The following is an 18,491-nucleotide window of genomic DNA, read 5'->3' as shown; positions in this document are numbered from 1 at the left end:
GCTCCACCGGACGTGCGCGGCTTATAGGGACAAAAACCCGATAAAGTCAATTCCCGGGCACCGGCGGCGTGCTCATGAATCTCCGCATGACACCCTAAATCGAGTGGGTCCGATGGGTGCTTTGTTAACCACGCGCATTTTAGCATTTGCTCAGTAGCGTGTAAGCCGTGAGTTACTTTCCCGTTTTAGGCGAGTATGCGGCTGGGGACAGGGACAGGACATGAAAATTCGCGGAAAGATAAACCTCATCGTCGGCATCATGAGTCTGCTGGCGATAGCGATCACCGGTATGTCGTTGCTGATCGTGAGCGAGTACAACCAACGGCTCGGTGAATACCAGAACGCCTCCGACCGGGCTTTCAAGGGCGAGCGGCTCAATCGCCTGGTAACGGCGGTGGTGATGGAGGCGCGCGGCATCTATGCGGCGCCAACGGTCGAGAAGGCAAAGCCTTTTGCCGAGGGAATTCTCAAGAACCTCGACAAGATCGACGCGCTGCTCACCGAGTGGCGGCCGCTGGTGCCGGCCGACGTCCTGCCCGCCTTCGATACCCTTGTCAAACGCGCGGAGGAATTCAAGACGTTCCGAAGCGAGACGGCTCGCCTCGGCACGCAGGTTGCGCCGAAAGCTGCCAACGAGCAGGGCAACAACGAAGCGAACCGGGCCAACCGCAAGGCGTTCCAGGCTGAAATCGACGTGGTCGTCGACGAGAACCTTGCCTCGCTTCAGACGATCACCGCGGATCTGGCCGACTACAAGCGCTCGATCGTGCTGATCGTCCTTGCAACAGCTGCCCTGGGCATGCTGGCCGGGATCGGTGCCGCCTTCTATATTGCGACCAATCACCTCAGCCGCCCGATTCTCGATCTGACGGGCAAGATGAAGCTGCTTGCCGGCGGCGATCTCTCGGTTGACGTGCCCTTCGCCGGGCGCAAGGACGAGATCGGCGACATGGCGGCGGCGGTCGAAGTCTTCAAGCAGAACAGCCTCGCCGTGCGCGAGCTCAACGCGCAGGAAGAGATCCTGCGCGAAAAGAGCGCGGACCTGCAGTCGAGCATCGCCACGGTCGTCGCGGCGGCTGCGGCAGGGGATTTCACCAGGCGCATCAGCAAGGACTACGACAACGACGATCTCAACCGCTTTGCGGCGAGCGTCAACGAACTGGTCAACAGTGTCGATACGGGCATCGCCGAGACCCGGAGGGTCATTGCGAGCCTGGCGACGGGCGACCTCACGCAAAGCATGAAGGGCCAGTTCCAGGGCGCCTTCGCCGAGTTGCAGACGAACGTCAACGATACTTTGCAGACCTTGCAGAAGACCTTGCGCGAGGTCCGCATGACGACGGACTCGATCAACGGGAATTCTACGGAGTTGCGCAGTGCCGCCGACGACCTGTCCAAGCGGACGGAGCAGCAGGCCGCAGCTCTGGAGGAAACCTCGGCGGCGCTCGACGAGATAACCGCCGCGGTTCGCAATTCGACGGAGCGGGCCCAGGAAGCGACCGTCATGGTCACGGAGGCGAAGGACAGCGCAGCGGAGTCGGCATCGGTCGTCCGCAACGCCATCGATGCCATGGGCCGGATCGAACAGGCATCGAGCGAGATCGGCCAGATCACCAACGTCATCGACGAGATCGCCTTCCAGACGAACCTGCTGGCCCTCAATGCCGGCGTCGAGGCGGCGCGCGCCGGTGATGCCGGCAAGGGTTTTGCCGTCGTTGCGCAGGAGGTCCGCGAGCTCGCCCAGCGTGCAGCCAGCGCCGCCAAGGATATCAAGTCGCTGATTTCAAAATCGGGCGGCGAGGTGGCCACCGGCGTCAAGCTCGTCCAGGCGACGGGAGCGGCGCTCGGCCAGATCGAGACGCGGGTCCTCAAGATCAACGATCACATCCATTCGATCGCGACGGCCGCACGCGAGCAGTCCACGGGCCTCGGGGAGGTCAGCACCGCCGTCAACCAGATGGATCAGGTCACCCAGCGCAACGCCGCCATGGTGGAGGAGGCGAATGCCGCCACGCACAAGCTGTCCGCCGAGGCCGACAATCTCGCCAACCTCATCGCCTACTTCAAGGTCGAGCGCGAGGCGGTGCGTACGGTCGCGCCGGCAAGGGATGCGAGCCGGCCGGTGGCCTCGCCCGCCCGCCGCATGATGGGCACGGTCGCGCGCGCATTCGGCAACGGCTCCGCTGCGGTCGCCCGCGACGATTGGGAGGAGTTCTGAGGGGGCCTGCTGCAGCGCTGCAGTCGCCCGATTTCCAGCTTCGCTCGCGGTGATCTGCCGGTCGCCGCGAGCGGCACTTCCGAGATGAGCTTCCCTCGGGAGACGCCGCCGGCACTTTCACGCCGGCGTGACTTGCCGCCGCGGGCCGGTCACGCCGTCGTTTGTCGACGCGACGATTCGTTATTGGTTCGGGGGGTGAATTCCTTCTAATTCAGGGGCAGAATCTCACCGAAGGCAGATCGCATGAGCCATGGTATCAGCAACGGGGCAGAAGAAGGTCCGGCTCTCGAATCCTCGTCGAGCCGGCGAGACCTTCAGCCTGTTCCGCATAGCTCTCCCTGGCGCTTCCTGCCGATTTCGCTTCTGCTTGCGGGCGGCGTCCTGGGCTATGCCTACGGCCTGCAGGACTATGTCTCGCTGTCTGCGCTCGCCGACCAGCGCGAGACGCTCGCCGCCCATGTCGCCGCCCATCCGGTCAGTTCGGCTCTCGTCTTCTTCGCGATCTATGTCGCGGTGGTGGTCTTCTCCATACCGGCGGCATCGGTGCTGACGATCTCCGCCGGCTTCCTTTTCGGCTGCCTTGCCGGCGCGGCTATCACGGTTCTTGCCGCCACACTCGGGGCTTGCCTGCTGTTCATCGCCGCGCGCGGCGCCTTCAGCGACATCCTGAGGCGCCGTGCCGGCGGCGTCCTGGAGCGCCTTGCCGATGGATTTCGGGACAACGCCTTCATCTATCTCCTGATCCTGCGGCTCGCGCCGATCTTTCCTTTCTTCCTGATCAACATCGCGCCCGCCTTCTTCGAGGTGAAGCTGCGCACCTATGCGCTCGCGACGCTGATCGGCATTATTCCGGGCACTCTCGCCTATACCTGGCTCGGCCGCGGCCTCGGCGACGTGATCGCTCTTGCTGCCGCAAGCGGCCGTGAATTCACCGTTGCCGATTTCGCCACCAGGGATATCTCGCTGGCGCTCGTCGCCCTTGCATCGATTGCTGCATTGCCTCTGGCACTCAGGCTAATACAGTCGCGCCGCAATGGTGCATGACGGAGGCGGAGGGCCTAGCCGCGTGGCGAAGATACTGACACCCGACATCTGCGTGATCGGCGGCGGTGCCGCCGGGCTCTCCGTAGCCGCCGGGGCGGCCGCTTTCGGCGTGCCCGTCGTTCTGGTCGAGCACGGCCGGATGGGCGGCGATTGCCTGAATTACGGCTGCGTGCCGTCAAAGGCTCTGATCGCAGCGGCCAAACATGCGGACGCGATCCGCAAGGCTGCGGAATTCGGCATTGCCTCGGCGGAACCGATCGTCGACCATGAGCATCTGACGGCACGCATCCAATCCGTGATCGAAGCCATTGCACCGCACGATTCCGCGGAGCGCTTCACGAGCCTCGGCGTCGAGGTGATCAAGGAAACGGCCCGCTTCGTGGACGACCGCACGGTCGCTGCCGGCGACCGCCTGATCCGCGCCCGCCGCTTCGTGATCGCCACCGGTTCCTCCCCCGCCATCCCCCCGATCCCCGGACTTGCGGAGACGCCGTTCCTCACCAACGAAACGCTCTTCGGCCTGAAACGCTTGCCGCGCCATCTCCTCGTCATCGGCGCAGGCGCGGTCGGCCTCGAGATGGCCGGGGCTCACCGGCGGTTGGGCGCCGATGTGACGGTCGTGGACAGTGCCGCGGCTCTCTCCGGTCAGGATCCGGAGCTGGCGGCGATCGTGCTCGACGGGCTGCGTGCGGAAGGCATGCTCCTGCACGAGCGTACGGCGATCCGCTCGGCGGAGCAAACGGAGACGGGAATCCGGCTCCTCTGCGAGAACGAGAGCGGCCCTTTCGAGATCGAAGGGAGCGACTTGCTGGTGGCTGCCGGTCGTGCTCCCAATCACGGATCGCTCGACCTCGATGCGGCCGGCATCCGCCATTGCCCGAAACTCGTAGAGGTCGGGGCTGACCTGAGGACGAGCAACCGTCGCGTCTATGCGGTCGGAGACGCGGCGGGCGGCCTCTTCACGCATCAGGCGAGCTATCACGCCCGGCTGGTGCTGCAGCAGATCCTTTTCCGCCTGCCGGGGCGCGAAAGGACGACCATCGTTCCGCAGGTGATCTTCACCGCGCCCGAACTGGCGCAAGTGGGGCTGACGGAGGAGCGCGCGCGGGAGACCGCCCGGGGGGCAAGAACCGTTCGCCTGGACTTTTCCGCGAGTGATCGCGCCCGCACCGACGGATTGGATCGAGGGCTGATCAAGATCGTCGTCGGCAGGCGCGGGCGGGTTCTCGGCGCCGGCATTGCCGGCCCTGGAGCGGGAGAGATGATCGGTCTCTGGGCCTTCGCCGTCGCCAACCGCCTGACGCTCAGGCATTTCCAGACTTATGTCGCACCCTATCCGACGCTCTCGGAGATTGGAAAACAGGCGGCGATCTCCTATTATTCCCCCATGGCGCGAAATCGCCTTCTGCGGACCGCGATCCGGTTCCTGCGGAACTTCGGCTGAATTAGAGCAAATCCAGGAAAAGTGCGCAGCGGTTTTCCGTCCGGAGTTGCGGCAAAACAAAGGAATCGATCACGATGACCTTAGGTCTGGTCATCGTGATCCAGGGAATCTTTATGGTAGAAGACGCGCGTCCGGCCAATGCGAGTGCGGCACCCCGAGCGGCGGTCGGCTTTCTTGGCGGGCTTTCCGGCAAATTGCTGCTGCTGACGGTCGCCTTCGTGATGTTGGCCGAAGTGCTGATCTTCGTGCCTTCCGTCGCCAATATGCGCATTCGCTGGCTGCAGGACCGCCTGAACACCGTGGCGGCGGCGGCCGTCGTGGTCGACGGACTTCAAAACGTCGAGCTGCCCCGCGCCGTGCAGCGCGAGACGCTGATGGCGACCGGGACGAAGGCCATCGTCATCCGCCGCAAGGATGCCTCCCGGATGATCGCCAGCGTCGACATGCCCCCCGCGATCGACGGCGAATACGACATAGCCAACTTCACGGCTCTCGGCGCGATCCGGGACGCCTTCGACACGCTCATCTTCGGCGGCAACCGGGTGGTGCGCGTCTATGGCCCGCTGGGCGAAGGCGATGCGACGATCGAGCTGGTGATGAAGGACGCCAAGCTGCGCACGGCCATGCTCGTCTATTCGCGCAACGTCTTCCTCCTGTCGATCGCCATCTCGCTGATCACCGCGGCGCTGATCTTCCTCGCCATCAATCGCATGCTGATCCTCCCGATCAGGCGGCTGACCAAAAGCATGCAGGAATTTTCGGGCGAGCCGTCGAGCCCCGAGCGCGTGCTGGTGCCGCCGGAAGGCAAGGACGAACTGGCGGTCGCCGGTCAGCATCTGGCGAGCATGCAGCGCGAATTGCAGCGAACTCTGAAGCAGCAGAAGAGCCTTGCCGAGCTCGGCCTTGCCGTTTCCAAGATCAATCACGATATGCGCAACATCCTGTCCTCCGCACAGCTCATTTCCGATCGCCTGGCCGATGTCGACGATCCCGTGGTCAAGCGCTTCGCGCCGACATTGCTCCGGACCATCGACCGCGCCGTCGGCTATACGCGCGAAGTCCTCTCCTACGGCCGCACGACGGAGGCCGAGCCGCACCGCCGTTTCCTGGCGCTGCGGCCGCTGGTCGAGGATGTGGCCGAACTGCTCGCCGTCGATCGCCAGGACGGTATCGATTTCGACATACAGGTGCGCGATGACATCGAGGTCGATGCGGACAGCGAGCAGCTGTTCCGCGTCGTCCACAATATCTGCCGCAACGCGGTCGAGGCGCTGGCCAATTACAAGCCGGAGGATGGCTCCGAGCGGCGGATCTCGGTTTCCGCGGTGCGTACCGGCAGCGTGGTGACCATTTCGATCGACGACACCGGCCCCGGCATGCCGGCCAAGGCACGCGAAAATCTCTTCGCCGCCTTCCGCGGCTCGGCGCGCTCCGGCGGAACGGGCCTGGGCCTGGCGATCGCCCGCGAACTGGTGCTCGCCCATGGCGGAACGATCGCCCTTGTCGAAAAGCCCACTCCCGGCACGCTGTTTCGCATAGAACTGCCGGACCGCCCGGTGCGGCTCGATGCCTTCCGCGCCAAGGGACGTTCCTGAGATTCCGTCCCTTCCCGGCATCGTCGTAAAAATGAAATTTTTTCCCGAAGGCGCTTGCAATCGCCGAAAGGACGCTTTAGAGGATCGCCACGCAAGCGGTGGTCACCGCTTCCAGGCACGCACCCGTAGCTCAGCTGGATAGAGCACCAGACTACGAATCTGGGGGTCAGGAGTTCGAATCTCTTCGGGTGCGCCATTTCCTTTCAAATGGTTTCGTTATTGCCCCATTACGGGATGCGGAAACCGCGCACACTTTTCCTCATCCACGCTTTGGGGCTATCCCTTGAGGAAACAGCTTCAACCTGCCTTCTTCAATCCGGCAGCCTTTCTAAGGTCGTCATTCATCCGGCTCTGCCAGCCTTTGCCGGTTGCCTTGTAGTGCTCGATGACATCCGGATCGAGGCGAATGGATATCTGCTGCCTAGGGTTCTCAACGGCTGGACGGCCCCTGGCGCGCTTGATGCTCTCGGCCAGGTCTGGGAAGGCTTCGGCGAATGGCTTAGCTTTGGCTAGTTGTTCGTCGGTGGCCTCAGGAGCGTCTGGGTCACTAGCTATCTTGCGTTGGATAGCTGCCTCCTCCTTGTCGGAGATATGGCGGATGCGGCGGGATAGGCTGGTCATAATAAGCTCCTTTCCTTCCTGCTGGCGTCACGCATGGAGATAATCGAAATGCCTTCCGAGCCAAGCCGGGCGAAGACTACGGCGATAACGCCATTGCGCAAAACGCCGATAGCCATGAAGCGGCCTTCCTTGGCTGGGACCACCACAGACGAAGCGAAGAACTCCATGTCGAGTTCGGCGATATCATAGCCGTGCTTTCCTATGTTGATCTGGCGCTTTGTTTCGTCATAGGTGACCTTCATACATTTTTTGTATCACTTTTAATCCCAATTGCAAGAATAAAAGTGATACGGAAAGGTGAGGAATTTGGATGCCCGACGGGTCTCGAAATTACGGCGAGAAATCGGGCAAGCCGATTCGCCGAGTTGAGCATCAGTTCAAATCTGGCATCCGGCACGTTCGAAGCGGCTCGCGGCTCGCGGAGGCTTCTTCTCTCGACCGTTGCGGCCTAGGCCGATCGCACGGAAAGTTCCGGTGCCGGCGCCCCGAAGAGGGCATCAAAGCTTGTGACGAATCAGCAGGCCCGCTAATTTCTGCAGCACAGGCTTGGCCCACGCCTCCTCCCTCCTTTCGGGGAAGTATCGCACATACGGGGTAACGACATCGTCATCGAACCATCTGTTCGAGCATCGCATAAGGAGGGATTGCGTTTCTGGCTCGGAGTGGAGGTCCTTTGATGAAACTTTCTGCCCCCATTTTCCAATTGAAACGCCGAGCCAAGCTCGTGGCCCGGAATAATAATGTCCCCCTGCACGAAGCACTGGACCAAATCGCGCGTGAGGAAGGGTTCGCAAGATGGAGCCTGCTTTCGTCTCAAGTCGCAGCGGCGTCACTGTCCAGATCAATCCTAGCTCGGCTGGATGAAGGTGATTTGCTCTTGGTGGCCGGCCGCCCAGGACATGGCAAGACCACGCTCGGCCTTCAGCTGTTGCTCGACGCTGCCCGAGACGGGAGAAAAGCGGTCTTCTTCACGCTGGAATTTACAGAACAGCAGGCGAGGCGGCACCTTCGGTCTTTGGACGAGGGGCCTCATGGTCTCTGCGAAAAGCTGCAAATCTTGACGTCTGATGAAATCAGCGCGGACTACATCATCCGTCATTTATGCGGGTCGGAGCGGGGGACGGTTGCCGTTATCGACTATCTGCAGATACTGGATCAGCAGCGAAGCAAGCCAGCACTCTCGGATCAGGTTCTGGCTCTTGCAGATTTCGCCAGGAAAGCCGGGGTTGTGGTTGCGTTCATTTCGCAGGTAGATCGGTCGTTTGATCCGGAAAGCAAGCGCCTGCCGGACATTCGGGACATTCGTCTCCCTAATCTCGTTGATTTGGGACTCTTCAACAAAGCCTGCTTCCTGCACAATGGCGAGGCCCAGCTTCGAGACGTGGCCTAAACGCTTGGCGCTTTTCACTGTTCATTGAAACAGTGAAAAGCTCTAATGCTTTGAGACTGCATACCTGCCGGACGGGAAACCGTTACAAACTTTTCCGGACGTGCTCTGGTCTACCTCGCTCGCCTGCCGTGATGTTGGAGAAGCGCCGGAGGTCCGGCACCGTCTCGTCAGGAAGATGACGAGCGCTCATTGTCTCGGAGCGAGGCCGTCGAGCAGGAAGTCGAGGCCTTTCCGGAAGGCGCCGTCCCAATCGTTGTCCAGCAGCAGGCGGGAGCGTTCGATCGTCGGGTAGTGTTCGCTGAGACGTGTGAGGCGCTGCTGTGCCGCGGCCCTGTCTTCGTCCGAGAGGCCGAAGCTCGCCCGGGTGATGGTGGCGCCCATCACATAGTTCCAGAGCGACCATATCGCGGCGTTCAGATCTGCGTCGGCTACACCGGCTCCGGACAACGTCCTGCTCAGCAGTTCCAGGCGGCTGAGGATGTTCGGGCCGAGTGCCCGGCGCGGCAGCAGCGATGCCGACCAGGGATGGCGCAGCATGCCGGCGCGCCAGTCTTCGAGCATATGAACGACTTTTCCGCGCCAATCTCGAGACTCGACCATTTGCGGCGGCCCGCGGTATTCGAGCACCGAGTCGAGCGCCAGATCAAAGACATCCTCCTTGTTGTCGACGTGCCAATACAGGCTCATCACGCCCGAGCCGAGGCGATCGGCCAGGCGACGCATCGTCAATCCGTCTATTCCCTGGGCGTCCAGCAGTTCTACCGCGGTCGCCACGATGCGCTCCCGGGAGAGAGACGGCTCACTGCGCGCCTCCGGCACCCGGGGCGATACACCTGTCCGTTGAGGCCGTTTGCTCGGGGCGCCGCTGCGTTTGGCCGTCATCCGTCTTCCTTGCTGATCAGAATGCCGATCTAACCCGACGAACCTGCGAATGTCGATCCTGAACGGTTGACTCGTACAATGTACGATGGCACGGATAGTACACCGTACGAGGCGGATCATACGGCAGTAGAAGTTCAATCCCGGAGGCGGCGAGGCTCTATTGCCCGCAGTCCCCGGAGCCAAGAGAAAAACATGTCACGCGCAATCACGCATCTGCTTATCGGAGGGCTGATCATCATGACCATGGGCGTTCCCGCTGCGACGACAGCGAATGAGAATGATCTCAAGCTGACCATCGTCAATCCGAAAAACCTCTACGACCCGACGCCGAACGGCTACAGCACGGCAGTGATCGTGCCCCGCGAGGGCCGGGTGGCCTATATCTCGGGACAGGGCGGCCAGGACAGCAGCGGAGCCTTGTCGCCCGACTTCGCTGTCCAGGTCCAGCAGGCCTATGCAAACCTGCGCACGGCCCTCGATGCGCTCGGTGCTAGGCCGGATCAGGTCGCCAAGCTCACGGTCTTCGTCGTCGATCACGACATGTCCAAGCTTGAGGTGCTGACCAGGAACGTGAAGGAAATGTTCGGCGCGGCGCTGCCGGCGCAGACTTTGATTCCCGTTCCCAAGCTTGCAATCGACCCGATGCTCTTCGAAGTCGATGCCGTCGTAATGCTGGAATAGTGGCGGCGGCGTATCAGGCGCGATTGCCAACGGGGAGGGCGAGTACCGAGGGGCTGCCCTGGGGCCGGCCGACCGCAACCAGCCTTCGCAGGATCGCGATCCCTTCGAGGGCTGGAAGGAATGAGCCTGTGGATGCTCGATACCAAAGCTATCCTCGTCTCCTCTGCCGCCGATTGCAGTTATCATGGCAGCGCCCTAAAACAGGCGAATGAACCGGATCGAGAAGCTACCGCCTGCCTTCGAGCGCTTCGATGAAATGCTGGGCGTGCTCGATTTCGCGATCTTCGAGAATGCAGGCGGTACGGAGGAGGAGATCCTTTCGGCAGTGCCGCAGGCGTTGCGTCACTTCCATAGATTCGACGCCGGGAAGCTGCGCGCTCTGGGAAGCCGGCGCATCTGCGAAAAGGCATTCTTCGGCGACTGGTACGACCCGGACAGCGGCAGCCTGCTGAGGCTCGGCTCCTATAAAACCGCCGACGGATCGCAGTTGACGGATCCGGTCTTGAGTTCGCTCGACGATGTGAGGATCATGTCGGGTGCGAGCTCTTGCCCTGAGCCTGGAGGGCAGTTCGCCTACGCCTTCTCGCATCCACCCTATCCACTGAACGCCAGGCCTGGCGAAGTGCAGGCGGTGTTCGAGGAGATCAGGGATTTTATCTTGCCGCCGCTCCACCGAAGCGAAATTCTCGACTGGTCAGACGCGCGGCTGCCGGAGGTTTCCGACTATTTCGAAGACGGCGCCGAATGGTGGGGCGTCTTCCTGTTCAGTGTCCACATACCATCCATGCGGCGCCTCACCATCATTGCGGGCTCGACGACGGACTGAGCGCCGGATTCCCGCCGCGGCTTGATTTCCTCATCCCGCCTTATCGAAAAAGTGCTATTGATTCGGCCGTTCGGGTTTGAGGGGCAGATGCGTCTGAAAGATTGTTACAATTTCCACGATTTCCGTCGGATGGCAAAACGGCGCCTGCCGTCGCCGATCTTCAACTATATCGATGGCGCGGCCGATGACGAGGTCACCTACCGGCGCAACACGGCTGCGTTCGAGGGCTGCGATCTGGTTCCGAATGTCCTGCGCGGCGTCGGCGACGTCGACATGTCGGTGACGGTCATGGGGCAAAGGCTGGCGATGCCCGTCTATTGCTCGCCGACGGCGCTTCAGCGTCTGTTCCACCATCAGGGCGAACGTGCGGTGGCGGCAGCGGCTGCGAAGTTCGGCACCATGTTCGGTGTCTCCTCGCTCGGCACCGTCAGTCTGGAAGAGGCCCGGCGGATTTGCGACGGTCCGCAGGTCTACCAGTTCTACTTCCACAAGGATCGTGGATTGAACCGCGAGATGATGGCGCGCGCCAAGCAGGCCGGCATCGAGGTGATGATGCTGACGGTCGACAGCATCACCGGGGGCAATCGCGAGCGCGACAAGCGAACGGGGTTTGCCATTCCTTTCAAGCTCAATCTCGCCGGTATCACGCAATTTGCGATCAAGCCCTCCTGGGCGGTCAACTATGTTCGCCATGAGCCTTTCAGGCTGCCCCAGCTGGAAAACCATGTCGATATGGGCCGCGGCGCGATGTCGATAAGCCGCTATTTCACCGAGATGCTCGATCCGTCCATGTCCTGGGACGACGTCGCCGAGATGGTGCAGCACTGGGGCGGCCAGTTTTGCCTGAAAGGCGTGATTTCGGTCGAGGATGCCAAGCGCGCGGTCGAGATCGGCTGCACCGGAATCGTGCTCTCCAATCACGGCGGGCGCCAGCTTGACGGTTCACGCACCGCATTCGACCAGCTTGACGAGATCGTCCAGGCCGTCGGGGACAGGATAGATGTGATGATGGACGGCGGCGTGCAGCGCGGCACCCATGTGCTCAAGGCGCTCTCGCTGGGAGCGAAGGCGGTCGGGCTTGGCCGTTACTATCTCTTCCCGCTCGCTGCGGCAGGAGAGGCTGGCGTCGAACGGGCGCTCGAACTGATGCGTGTCGAGATCGAACGCGGCATGAAGCTGATGGGCTGCTCATCGGTCGACGAGCTTACAAAAGAAAACCTGCGTTTCCGGTGAGGAAGCACTTCGCGTTGCCGCTAGGGCATATGCACTTCTGATCCTCTCGCGGGACCATTGCCTTGGGGGCAGATGGTAAACGGTTTGACGTTCGCATGCCCAAACGATGCCACGGGCAGAACGCAGAAGTGGAAACGAGAGCCTGCCGCAAATATTCTCCCCCACAAGGGGGGAGACGACAAGCGGCTTGACCTTCACCTATCCCGAACGATGGCGTCCCCGACTGAAGCGCGCCTCGCAGGCATTTTCCGAATCACCCCCCGCCTTCAAGGGCAAAGCAGCTTTTTCCGTTGCTCGCGAGAACACCGCGCCGGCGATGATATGCGATCTTCATCGCACGTGTTTTCTTCCTGTGGTTGTAAACAAAACAGCTATTTGCCGGCAGTCGGGCCCGGATTCGGCAGGGCCCCGCATGTTGGCGACGGCAGCGTCGAGTCGAAATTTCCCCTAAAATTGTTTTGGTTATTTGCATATAAGTGGGCATCTCCTGCAACTCCCGTTCGAAATCGGTCACGGGAAGGCGAGTTATGCGAGCGAATTCTAGCGTCTTGGAAGCAGGCTACCGGCAGACAAATCGGTGGCGCAGGAAATTGTCGGCGCATCTTTTGGTTGCGTCTGCGAGTATAATGGCATTCGCGTCTTCGGCGCTTGCGGCGCCGCCTGCGGCCGGTACCGTCATCGGCAATCAGGCGGTTGCGACCTTCGAGTCTGGCGGGCAGACCTTTTCGGTCACCTCCAACCTGGTCCAGACGACGATCAACACCATCGCCGGCGTTCAGATCGAGACCGATACGACAAAATCCGCCGTCGCCGGCGGCAAGGTGCTCTTTCCGCACACCATCACCAATGTCGGCAACGCGGCGGACAGATACAACCTGACGACGACATTCGTATCCGACTCCGGCCTTTCCTTCGTCGGCATCTATGCCGATGGCGATTGCGACGGCGTGCCCGATACGCTGACATCGATCGACCAGACCGGTTCGCTCAACGCGGGCGAAAGCGCCTGCGTCGTCGTAGAGGTCAATGTCGCGGCCGGGGCGACCGGCAGTCCCACCTTCAAGATCACCGCGGCGAGCACGCTGACAACGGCGAGCAATTTCACCGCAGGCACGGCGAACCAGCCGAACCAGCCGAACGACACCAACACGGATACCGTGACCGTCACGACCGGTGCCGTTTTCGAGTTCACCAAGACCATGAGCCTGCTCGACGACGGGGACGGGTCAGGTTCGCTCACCCCCGGCGACACCGTGCGCGTCCGCTTCAACTACAGCAATACCGGTGGAGCGGATGCGGCGAACGTGATCATCACGGACGTGCTGCCGACCGCACTGACATACGTGGCCGACGAGGGCCAATGGTCCGACGGCGGGACCATGGCGGACGCCGGAGGAGCTGTCGACCACACCAACGGCCAGGGCCACACGATCTCCTATTCGTTTGGTGACAGCACGGTGAAAGCGACGCTGTCCGCCGTGCCTGTCGGCAAGAGCGGCTATATCGAGTTCGTCGGTATGGTCGCCACTGGCGCAGCCGGCACGATTTCCAACACCGGTACGATCGACTCGGACCAGACCGACCTGCAAACCTCGAACGAAGCGCGGCTCGTCATCAACGACGGCCAGGCGACGGCTGTCACGCTGGCGGATAGAGCGGCCGATCCTTCCTATGCAGGCCGATTCGGTGGCGATCTGCCGGACGTGAACTATACCGACGGCGGACTGGCATCCAGCACCGATGACGACAACGCTGCGAACGATACCATTGCCTATACAGAGGGCTATCTGTCCTCAAGTATCCCTGTGCCTTTTGACGTGATCATTACCAATCACTCGAACACCACGCAGAGGTTCAATCTCTCCGTCGAACCGAGCAACAGTTTTCCCGCCGGCACGTTTCCCGCCGGCACGACGTTCAGCTTTACCACCACCGAGGGCACGCCGCTCCTTGATACGAACTCCGACGGCCGGCCGGACATACAGCTGGGCGCGAACTCGGTGTCGAACTTTCTTGTGCATGCCAATTTGCCGGACGGAGCGGCGCGCGAGGAGGGTTCGCAAGCTTGGGAGGCGACGATGACGGCGTCCTCCATCAGCAACACGGCGGTGCTGAACAAGACAAGGCTGCGGATCGCAAGTAAGGTCGGCGGCGGTACCGTCGATCTGCAGAACGCGGGCGAACTGGCGGCAGGTCTCAATGTCGCCAATGATAACGGCGACCCGTGGACGACCGTCAAAACCAATCCGGGCGAGGCCGCCGAATTCACCCTCGTGGTCAAAAACAATCGTTCGGTTTCCGACAGCTTCAATCTGTCCTTCAGCGGCTCGAATTTCGCGCCCGGCTCCATGCCGGCCGGCTGGCAGGTGGTGTTCAGGAATGCCGACGGCACGGTCACCAATACGGGCGTGATCGCACCGGGCGCGTCCGCGACGTTCACCGCCGTCGTAACCCCGCCGGACACGGCTGCGCCCGGCAACACGGATGTTTACTTCCGCGCCGCTTCGGCGAGCAGTGCGGCGGTCGTCGATACCAAACTGGACGAAGTCACTGTCGTTCAGGTCGTCGACCTCGCCATTCGCACCGACCAGACCGCTCAGGCGGCGCCCGGCGGCGTCGTGGTGATGACCCACACGCTGGAGAACCTCGGCAACGTCGCGATCACCAACGGTCCCATCGGCTACAACCCTGATTTTCCGAGCTTCGCGGAAACGCTTCGCGTGGACGCGAACGGCAACGGCGTGCTGGACTCCACCGACGCTACGGTGACCAGCATTGCCAATATCTTGACCGCGCTCGACAAGACGGAACTCGCTCCCGGGGACAGGGTGCTGCTGTTTTCGCGGGTCCAGGCACCCGCCAGCGCCGTGGGAGGACTTTCCGAGAGCGCGAGAATCGTCGTGAACAGCACCCTCACTGCGCCAGGCGAGGCAACGGTGGAGGATCAAAATCCGAGCAACAACACGGTCACCGAAACCGTCACCATCGTTTCCGGTAATGTCGTCGTGGTCAAGGAGCAGGCGGTCGACGCCAAATGCGACGGAACTGCCGACGGCAGCTTCACCCAGGCGGGGCAGGCGGCCAATCCGGGCGAATGCATCGTCTACCGCATCACGGCGACCAATATGGGCACGGCGGACGCGACGGAGCTGCAAATCGACGACGCAACGCCGGCCTACACCACCTATGTCGGATCGTCCGGCACGGCGACAACCGGCGATACTGAGGCGGAGCTGACGCTTCAGCCGGCCGATGGCGCGACGGGTGCCATCCGCTCCGAGCATGGCACCGTGCCCTCGGGGCAGGTCGCGCGGCTCACCTTCCGGGTGAGGATCGACCAGTAGCCCTCTCGGTCGGCGGGCGGGCAGGGGCGTCTCCTGCCCGCGCCGCATGTCGGGCACTTCCAGGCGAGCACAATCGGGAAAATAATGCGGGGAATACGCGGGATAGTTGGCAGGGTCATGGCTTGTCTGGCGGCGTTCGCCGCCCTGTGCCCGGCCGTCGCCCTTGCCGTTCCCGCTCCTGCCGGCGCGCTCATCGAAAGCCAGGCCGTCGTCTCGTATTTCAATACCGAACTCGGCATCTACGAGTCCGTATCGACCAATGTCGTGGTCACCCGCGTCAATTCGGTGAAAGCCATCGAGGTGGTTTCCGACCAGACCGTTTTCATGGCGCCGGCTTCGGTCGGCCAGTTCGCATTCTTCATCCGCAACACGGGCAACGCTCCCCTCAGTCCGTCGGCCAGGCGAGCGTTCCGGCCGAGAGGAAGAGGACGGCTCCGATGAACCCGAACCAGACGATCGTCTGTACGGTCAGCCTGACAAGCATGAGCAAGCTCCTGCATGGTTTGTGCGATGAAGGGCGCTTTTAGCGCGGGACGGAAACTCTATGCGGCTTTCCGCCCGCGTCCCGGCGCGACGAACTCCTGAGATAGTGTTTCGGTCAGCGCTCGCAACTCTCATTTCAGGCGGGTGAGGTGGGATTAAACGGCGCGTGCCTGCGAGGCTTCATCGGCGCTTGCCTGAAGCGTTCACACTCTTGTGCTTTGCGCGGAACTTAAAGCCGCATAACCGGATTCCCATATTAGACCCGCTGCATCTTCGCTTGGGCCCTGACCGGTTCAAGGATCAAAGAATGCAGCAATGCGAAGCGCGACAGCGACCTTTGCACGCCGAATAGGACGTGCGGTGCTGGAGCAGCACTCGCCGTCCGCAAAGGAGGGACGCGATGTATCGCTATATGATGAAGGAACTGATGCTCATCATCGCCGGCCTGACGGTCTGTGCGGTGCTGTTCCTGCTCGTCCTGTCGCAGGGAGCGGCCGCGTCCTTTTGAGCGCGGTTCAGCTCTTGCCGAGAATCTCGATCGTCCTCGGGTCCCGAACGCCGGCGCAGTAACGGTCGAGCGCCCGGGTGAAGGTGTCGACATCAGGCGCCGCCGCTTCGAAGAGCGTCATCGATGAGCAGAACTTCAGATCGTCCGGCCGACCGAAGATCTCAAGAGCGCTGCGCCCCCCGACCCCATTGACCGCTTCCGTGCATTCGAGAATGCGCCGGCCGAGGACCCGGTGTGCGAGATAGGCCTGCGCCTCGCCAAGGCCCGACAGCGCATAATGTTGCGCCGTCGGCGAATGGCCGAGGCCCGCGATCTGCGGAAAGATGAACCACATCCAATGCGTCCGCTTGGCGCCCGCGCGCAGCTCCGCGAGCGCGGCCGGATAGATGCCTTCCTGCGCCGCGACGAAGCGTTCGAGATCGAATGCCTCCCTCGTCATCAGCCTCTCACCGGTTCATCTGTCACCAGCGCTGATGAACATGAACCTTGATGAGCCGCTCGTAAAGCGCTGCGATTGCCGCGAGCGTCGCGCCGTCGATCGGCGCAAGGGCGCTGGCGGCGGCGTTCGATTGCGCCTGCGCGGCGTTGCGGGCGCCGGGAATGACGACGGAAACCGCGTCCTGCGCGAGGATCCAGCGCAAGGCGAATTGCGCCATCGGCACATTGGCGGGCGCCAGCGTGCGAAGCTCGTCGACCGCCTGCAGCGCCACGTCGAACGGCACGCCGGCAAAGGTCTCCCCGACGTCGAAGGCTTCGCCGTGACGGTTGAAGTTGCGATGGTCGTCGGCGGCAAAGACGGTGTCCTTGCCGATCTTGCCCGAAAGAAGGCCGGAGGCGAGCGGTACGCGCACGATGACGCCGACATCCTTCTTTTTCGCCTCGGCGAAGAATAGGTCCTGCGGCCGCTGGCGGAAGATGTTGTAGATGATCTGGACCGTGGCGACGCCTGGATATTCGATAGCCTTCAGGGCCTCTTCGACTTTCTCGACCGAGACGCCGTAATGGCGGATCTTGCCCATGGTCACCAGCCGGTCGAGCGCGCCGAAGACCTCGGGCCGGTAGTAGGCCTCCGTCGGTGGGCAGTGGAGTTGGACGAGATCAAGCGTTTCGACGCCGAGATTTGCGAGGCTGCGGTCGATGAAGGCCTCGATATTGGCGCCCGTATAGCCCTCCGCCAGGTGCGGATTGAGCCGGCGGCCCGCCTTCGTGGCGACGAATGGTTTCTCTCCGCCCCGTTCCTGCAGCACCGCGGCGATGATTTTTTCGGAACGCCCGTCGCCATAGACGTCCGCCGTGTCGATGAAGGTGATGCCGCTGTCGAGGGCGGCATTGAGCGCGCGCTTGCCATCCTCCTCGCTGACGTCGCCCCAGGAGCCGCCGATCTGCCAGGCGCCGAAACCGATCTCCGAAATCGTGGCGCCCGTTCGTCCCAAGATCCTTGTTTTCATCGAATGTATCCTCTCCATCTTGATGCCGGAACCTCAGCTCCGTGTCGTCCGCATAACTATGACGATAGTGGCGCAGATGAAAGCTCCCCTCAGTCGCAGAGTGTCACCAGCGCCTTGCCGCGAGTGAGATCGCTCACGAGGGTGAGCACGTCGTCCACCGCGTCTTGCCGTATCTCGGCCGACAGCACTGCGCCGGTGCCGGTGAAGGTCTCGGAGGCGATCGAAACGCCGCGCGCCGTCAGCCGCGCCTTGATGAGCGCGAGATCGGCGAAGTCGCAGGCGATCTCGGCACGCTGTCGTTCGATGAGCTCGATCTTTTCCGCCGCCCGCAGGCAAAGCGCCGCAGTGCCGCCATAGGCACGGACCAGTCCGCCGCTGCCGAGCAGGACGCCGCCGAACCAGCGTGTCACGACCACGGCGACGCGATCCAGCGACTGACCGTCGATCGCTGCAAGGATCGGCTTGCCCGCCGTCCCGCTTGGCTCGCCGTCGTCGCTGAAGCGATAGCTCTGGCCGGCCCGCCAGGCCCAGCAATTGTGGTTGGCCGCAGGATCCGAGCGGGCGGCAATGAAGGTTTTGGCCGACAGTTCGTCCTCGATGGGCCCGGCAATCGCCAGGAAGCGGCTCTTCTTGATTTCCTGAGTCGAGGTCTCGATGCGTTGGAGCGTGAACATCCGCTTTGTCCGTTTCGAGCTTGATAGCGGATTCCCGATCGTTAGGCCAAGGGGGCAGCCGGCGTCTGCCCCTCAACCCGCTGCCGCGACCTTCTCCCCG

General features: G+C 62.4%; 16 protein-coding genes, 1 tRNA gene and 1 pseudogene. 10 read left to right on the top strand and 8 right to left on the bottom strand.

The window, feature by feature from the left end; genetic code table 11:
- The first annotated feature begins 220 nt into the window (after positions 1-220).
- From M1D43_RS11270 to M1D43_RS11250, 5 genes are all read left to right on the top strand, one after another.
- The gene (locus tag M1D43_RS11270) at positions 221-2,218 is read left to right on the top strand and encodes a methyl-accepting chemotaxis protein (protein WP_153315018.1); all 1,998 of its coding nucleotides are present in this window, start codon (positions 221-223) and stop codon (positions 2,216-2,218) included.
- A 243-nt stretch (positions 2,219-2,461) separates the two neighbouring features.
- Positions 2,462-3,262, top strand: coding sequence for a TVP38/TMEM64 family protein (locus M1D43_RS11265; RefSeq protein ID WP_153315020.1), 801 nt, complete (start codon positions 2,462-2,464; stop codon positions 3,260-3,262).
- Positions 3,263-3,284: 22 nt separating this feature from the next.
- The gene (locus M1D43_RS11260; protein ID WP_318853544.1) at positions 3,285-4,706 is read left to right on the top strand and encodes a dihydrolipoyl dehydrogenase family protein; all 1,422 of its coding nucleotides are present in this window, start codon (positions 3,285-3,287) and stop codon (positions 4,704-4,706) included.
- A gap of 74 nt (positions 4,707-4,780) precedes the next feature.
- Entirely contained in the window at positions 4,781-6,301 is a 1,521-nt protein-coding gene (locus tag M1D43_RS11255) for a sensor histidine kinase (RefSeq protein WP_027989491.1), read from the top strand.
- 119 nt (positions 6,302-6,420) lie between these two features.
- A tRNA-Arg gene (locus M1D43_RS11250) sits at positions 6,421-6,497 on the top strand.
- Positions 6,498-6,598: 101 nt separating this feature from the next.
- Here the strand turns inward: M1D43_RS11250 and M1D43_RS11245 are convergent.
- Together M1D43_RS11245 and M1D43_RS11240 are read right to left on the bottom strand one after the other, a co-directional pair.
- Entirely contained in the window at positions 6,599-6,922 is a 324-nt protein-coding gene (locus tag M1D43_RS11245) for a BrnA antitoxin family protein (RefSeq protein ID WP_003531566.1), read from the bottom strand.
- On the bottom strand, positions 6,919-7,164 hold the full coding sequence (locus M1D43_RS11240) for a BrnT family toxin (RefSeq protein WP_003531565.1): 246 nt from the start codon (positions 7,162-7,164) through the stop codon (positions 6,919-6,921). The genes M1D43_RS11245 and M1D43_RS11240 overlap by 4 nt, the downstream gene beginning before the upstream one ends.
- A 434-nt stretch (positions 7,165-7,598) precedes the next feature.
- On the opposite strand from M1D43_RS11240, the gene M1D43_RS11235 reads away from it, so the two are divergent.
- Positions 7,599-8,312: a DNA helicase gene (locus M1D43_RS11235; RefSeq protein ID WP_318853545.1), complete on the top strand. Its 714-nt coding sequence runs from the start codon at positions 7,599-7,601 to the stop codon at positions 8,310-8,312.
- Positions 8,313-8,498: 186 nt separating this feature from the next.
- On the opposite strand, the gene M1D43_RS11230 is transcribed toward M1D43_RS11235, so the two are convergent.
- Positions 8,499-9,194: a TetR/AcrR family transcriptional regulator gene (locus tag M1D43_RS11230; RefSeq protein WP_015007123.1), complete on the bottom strand. Its 696-nt coding sequence runs from the start codon at positions 9,192-9,194 to the stop codon at positions 8,499-8,501.
- A gap of 192 nt (positions 9,195-9,386) precedes the next feature.
- Between M1D43_RS11230 and M1D43_RS11225 the strand changes: the two genes are divergently transcribed.
- The 4 genes from M1D43_RS11225 to M1D43_RS11210 all read left to right on the top strand — a co-directional run bounded on the left by M1D43_RS11225 (position 9,387) and on the right by M1D43_RS11210 (position 15,278).
- Positions 9,387-9,875, top strand: a complete 489-nt coding sequence (locus M1D43_RS11225) for a RidA family protein (protein WP_003531560.1) — start codon at positions 9,387-9,389, stop codon at positions 9,873-9,875.
- A gap of 208 nt (positions 9,876-10,083) precedes the next feature.
- Entirely contained in the window at positions 10,084-10,701 is a 618-nt protein-coding gene (locus M1D43_RS11220; protein ID WP_003531558.1) for a hypothetical protein, read from the top strand.
- 87 nt (positions 10,702-10,788) lie between these two features.
- Positions 10,789-11,934 (top strand): alpha-hydroxy acid oxidase, encoded by a 1,146-nt coding sequence (locus M1D43_RS11215; protein ID WP_192923394.1) that lies wholly within the window; start codon positions 10,789-10,791, stop codon positions 11,932-11,934.
- A gap of 626 nt (positions 11,935-12,560) precedes the next feature.
- Positions 12,561-15,278 carry an NEW3 domain-containing protein gene (locus M1D43_RS11210; protein ID WP_153313190.1) on the top strand — a complete coding sequence of 906 codons (2,718 nt, stop codon included), beginning with the start codon at positions 12,561-12,563 and terminating at the stop codon, positions 15,276-15,278.
- 239 nt (positions 15,279-15,517) lie between these two features.
- Here the strand turns inward: M1D43_RS11210 and M1D43_RS11205 are convergent, their stop codons facing one another.
- The 5 genes and pseudogenes from M1D43_RS11205 to M1D43_RS11185 form a co-directional block, all read right to left on the bottom strand.
- A complete protein-coding gene (locus M1D43_RS11205) occupies positions 15,518-15,649 on the bottom strand; it encodes a hypothetical protein (protein WP_272950213.1) in 132 nt (43 codons plus the stop codon).
- Positions 15,650-15,672: 23 nt separating this feature from the next.
- A pseudogene (locus tag M1D43_RS11200) lies at positions 15,673-15,762 on the bottom strand (isoprenylcysteine carboxylmethyltransferase family protein); the annotation flags it as partial.
- Positions 15,763-16,276: 514 nt separating this feature from the next.
- Positions 16,277-16,708, bottom strand: coding sequence for a DUF1810 domain-containing protein (locus M1D43_RS11195; RefSeq protein WP_003531532.1), 432 nt, complete (start codon positions 16,706-16,708; stop codon positions 16,277-16,279).
- Positions 16,709-16,730: 22 nt separating this feature from the next.
- Positions 16,731-17,717, bottom strand: coding sequence for an aldo/keto reductase (locus M1D43_RS11190; protein ID WP_153313189.1), 987 nt, complete (start codon positions 17,715-17,717; stop codon positions 16,731-16,733).
- An 89-nt stretch (positions 17,718-17,806) separates the two neighbouring features.
- Positions 17,807-18,391 carry an IMPACT family protein gene (locus tag M1D43_RS11185; protein ID WP_028009704.1) on the bottom strand — a complete coding sequence of 195 codons (585 nt, stop codon included), beginning with the start codon at positions 18,389-18,391 and terminating at the stop codon, positions 17,807-17,809.
- Positions 18,392-18,491: the final 100 nt, after the last annotated feature.

Source organism: Ensifer sp. R1-3 (assembly GCF_056739175.1).
Note: the sequence above shows the minus strand (reverse complement) of the source record. Positions and strands in the feature narration are given on the sequence as shown.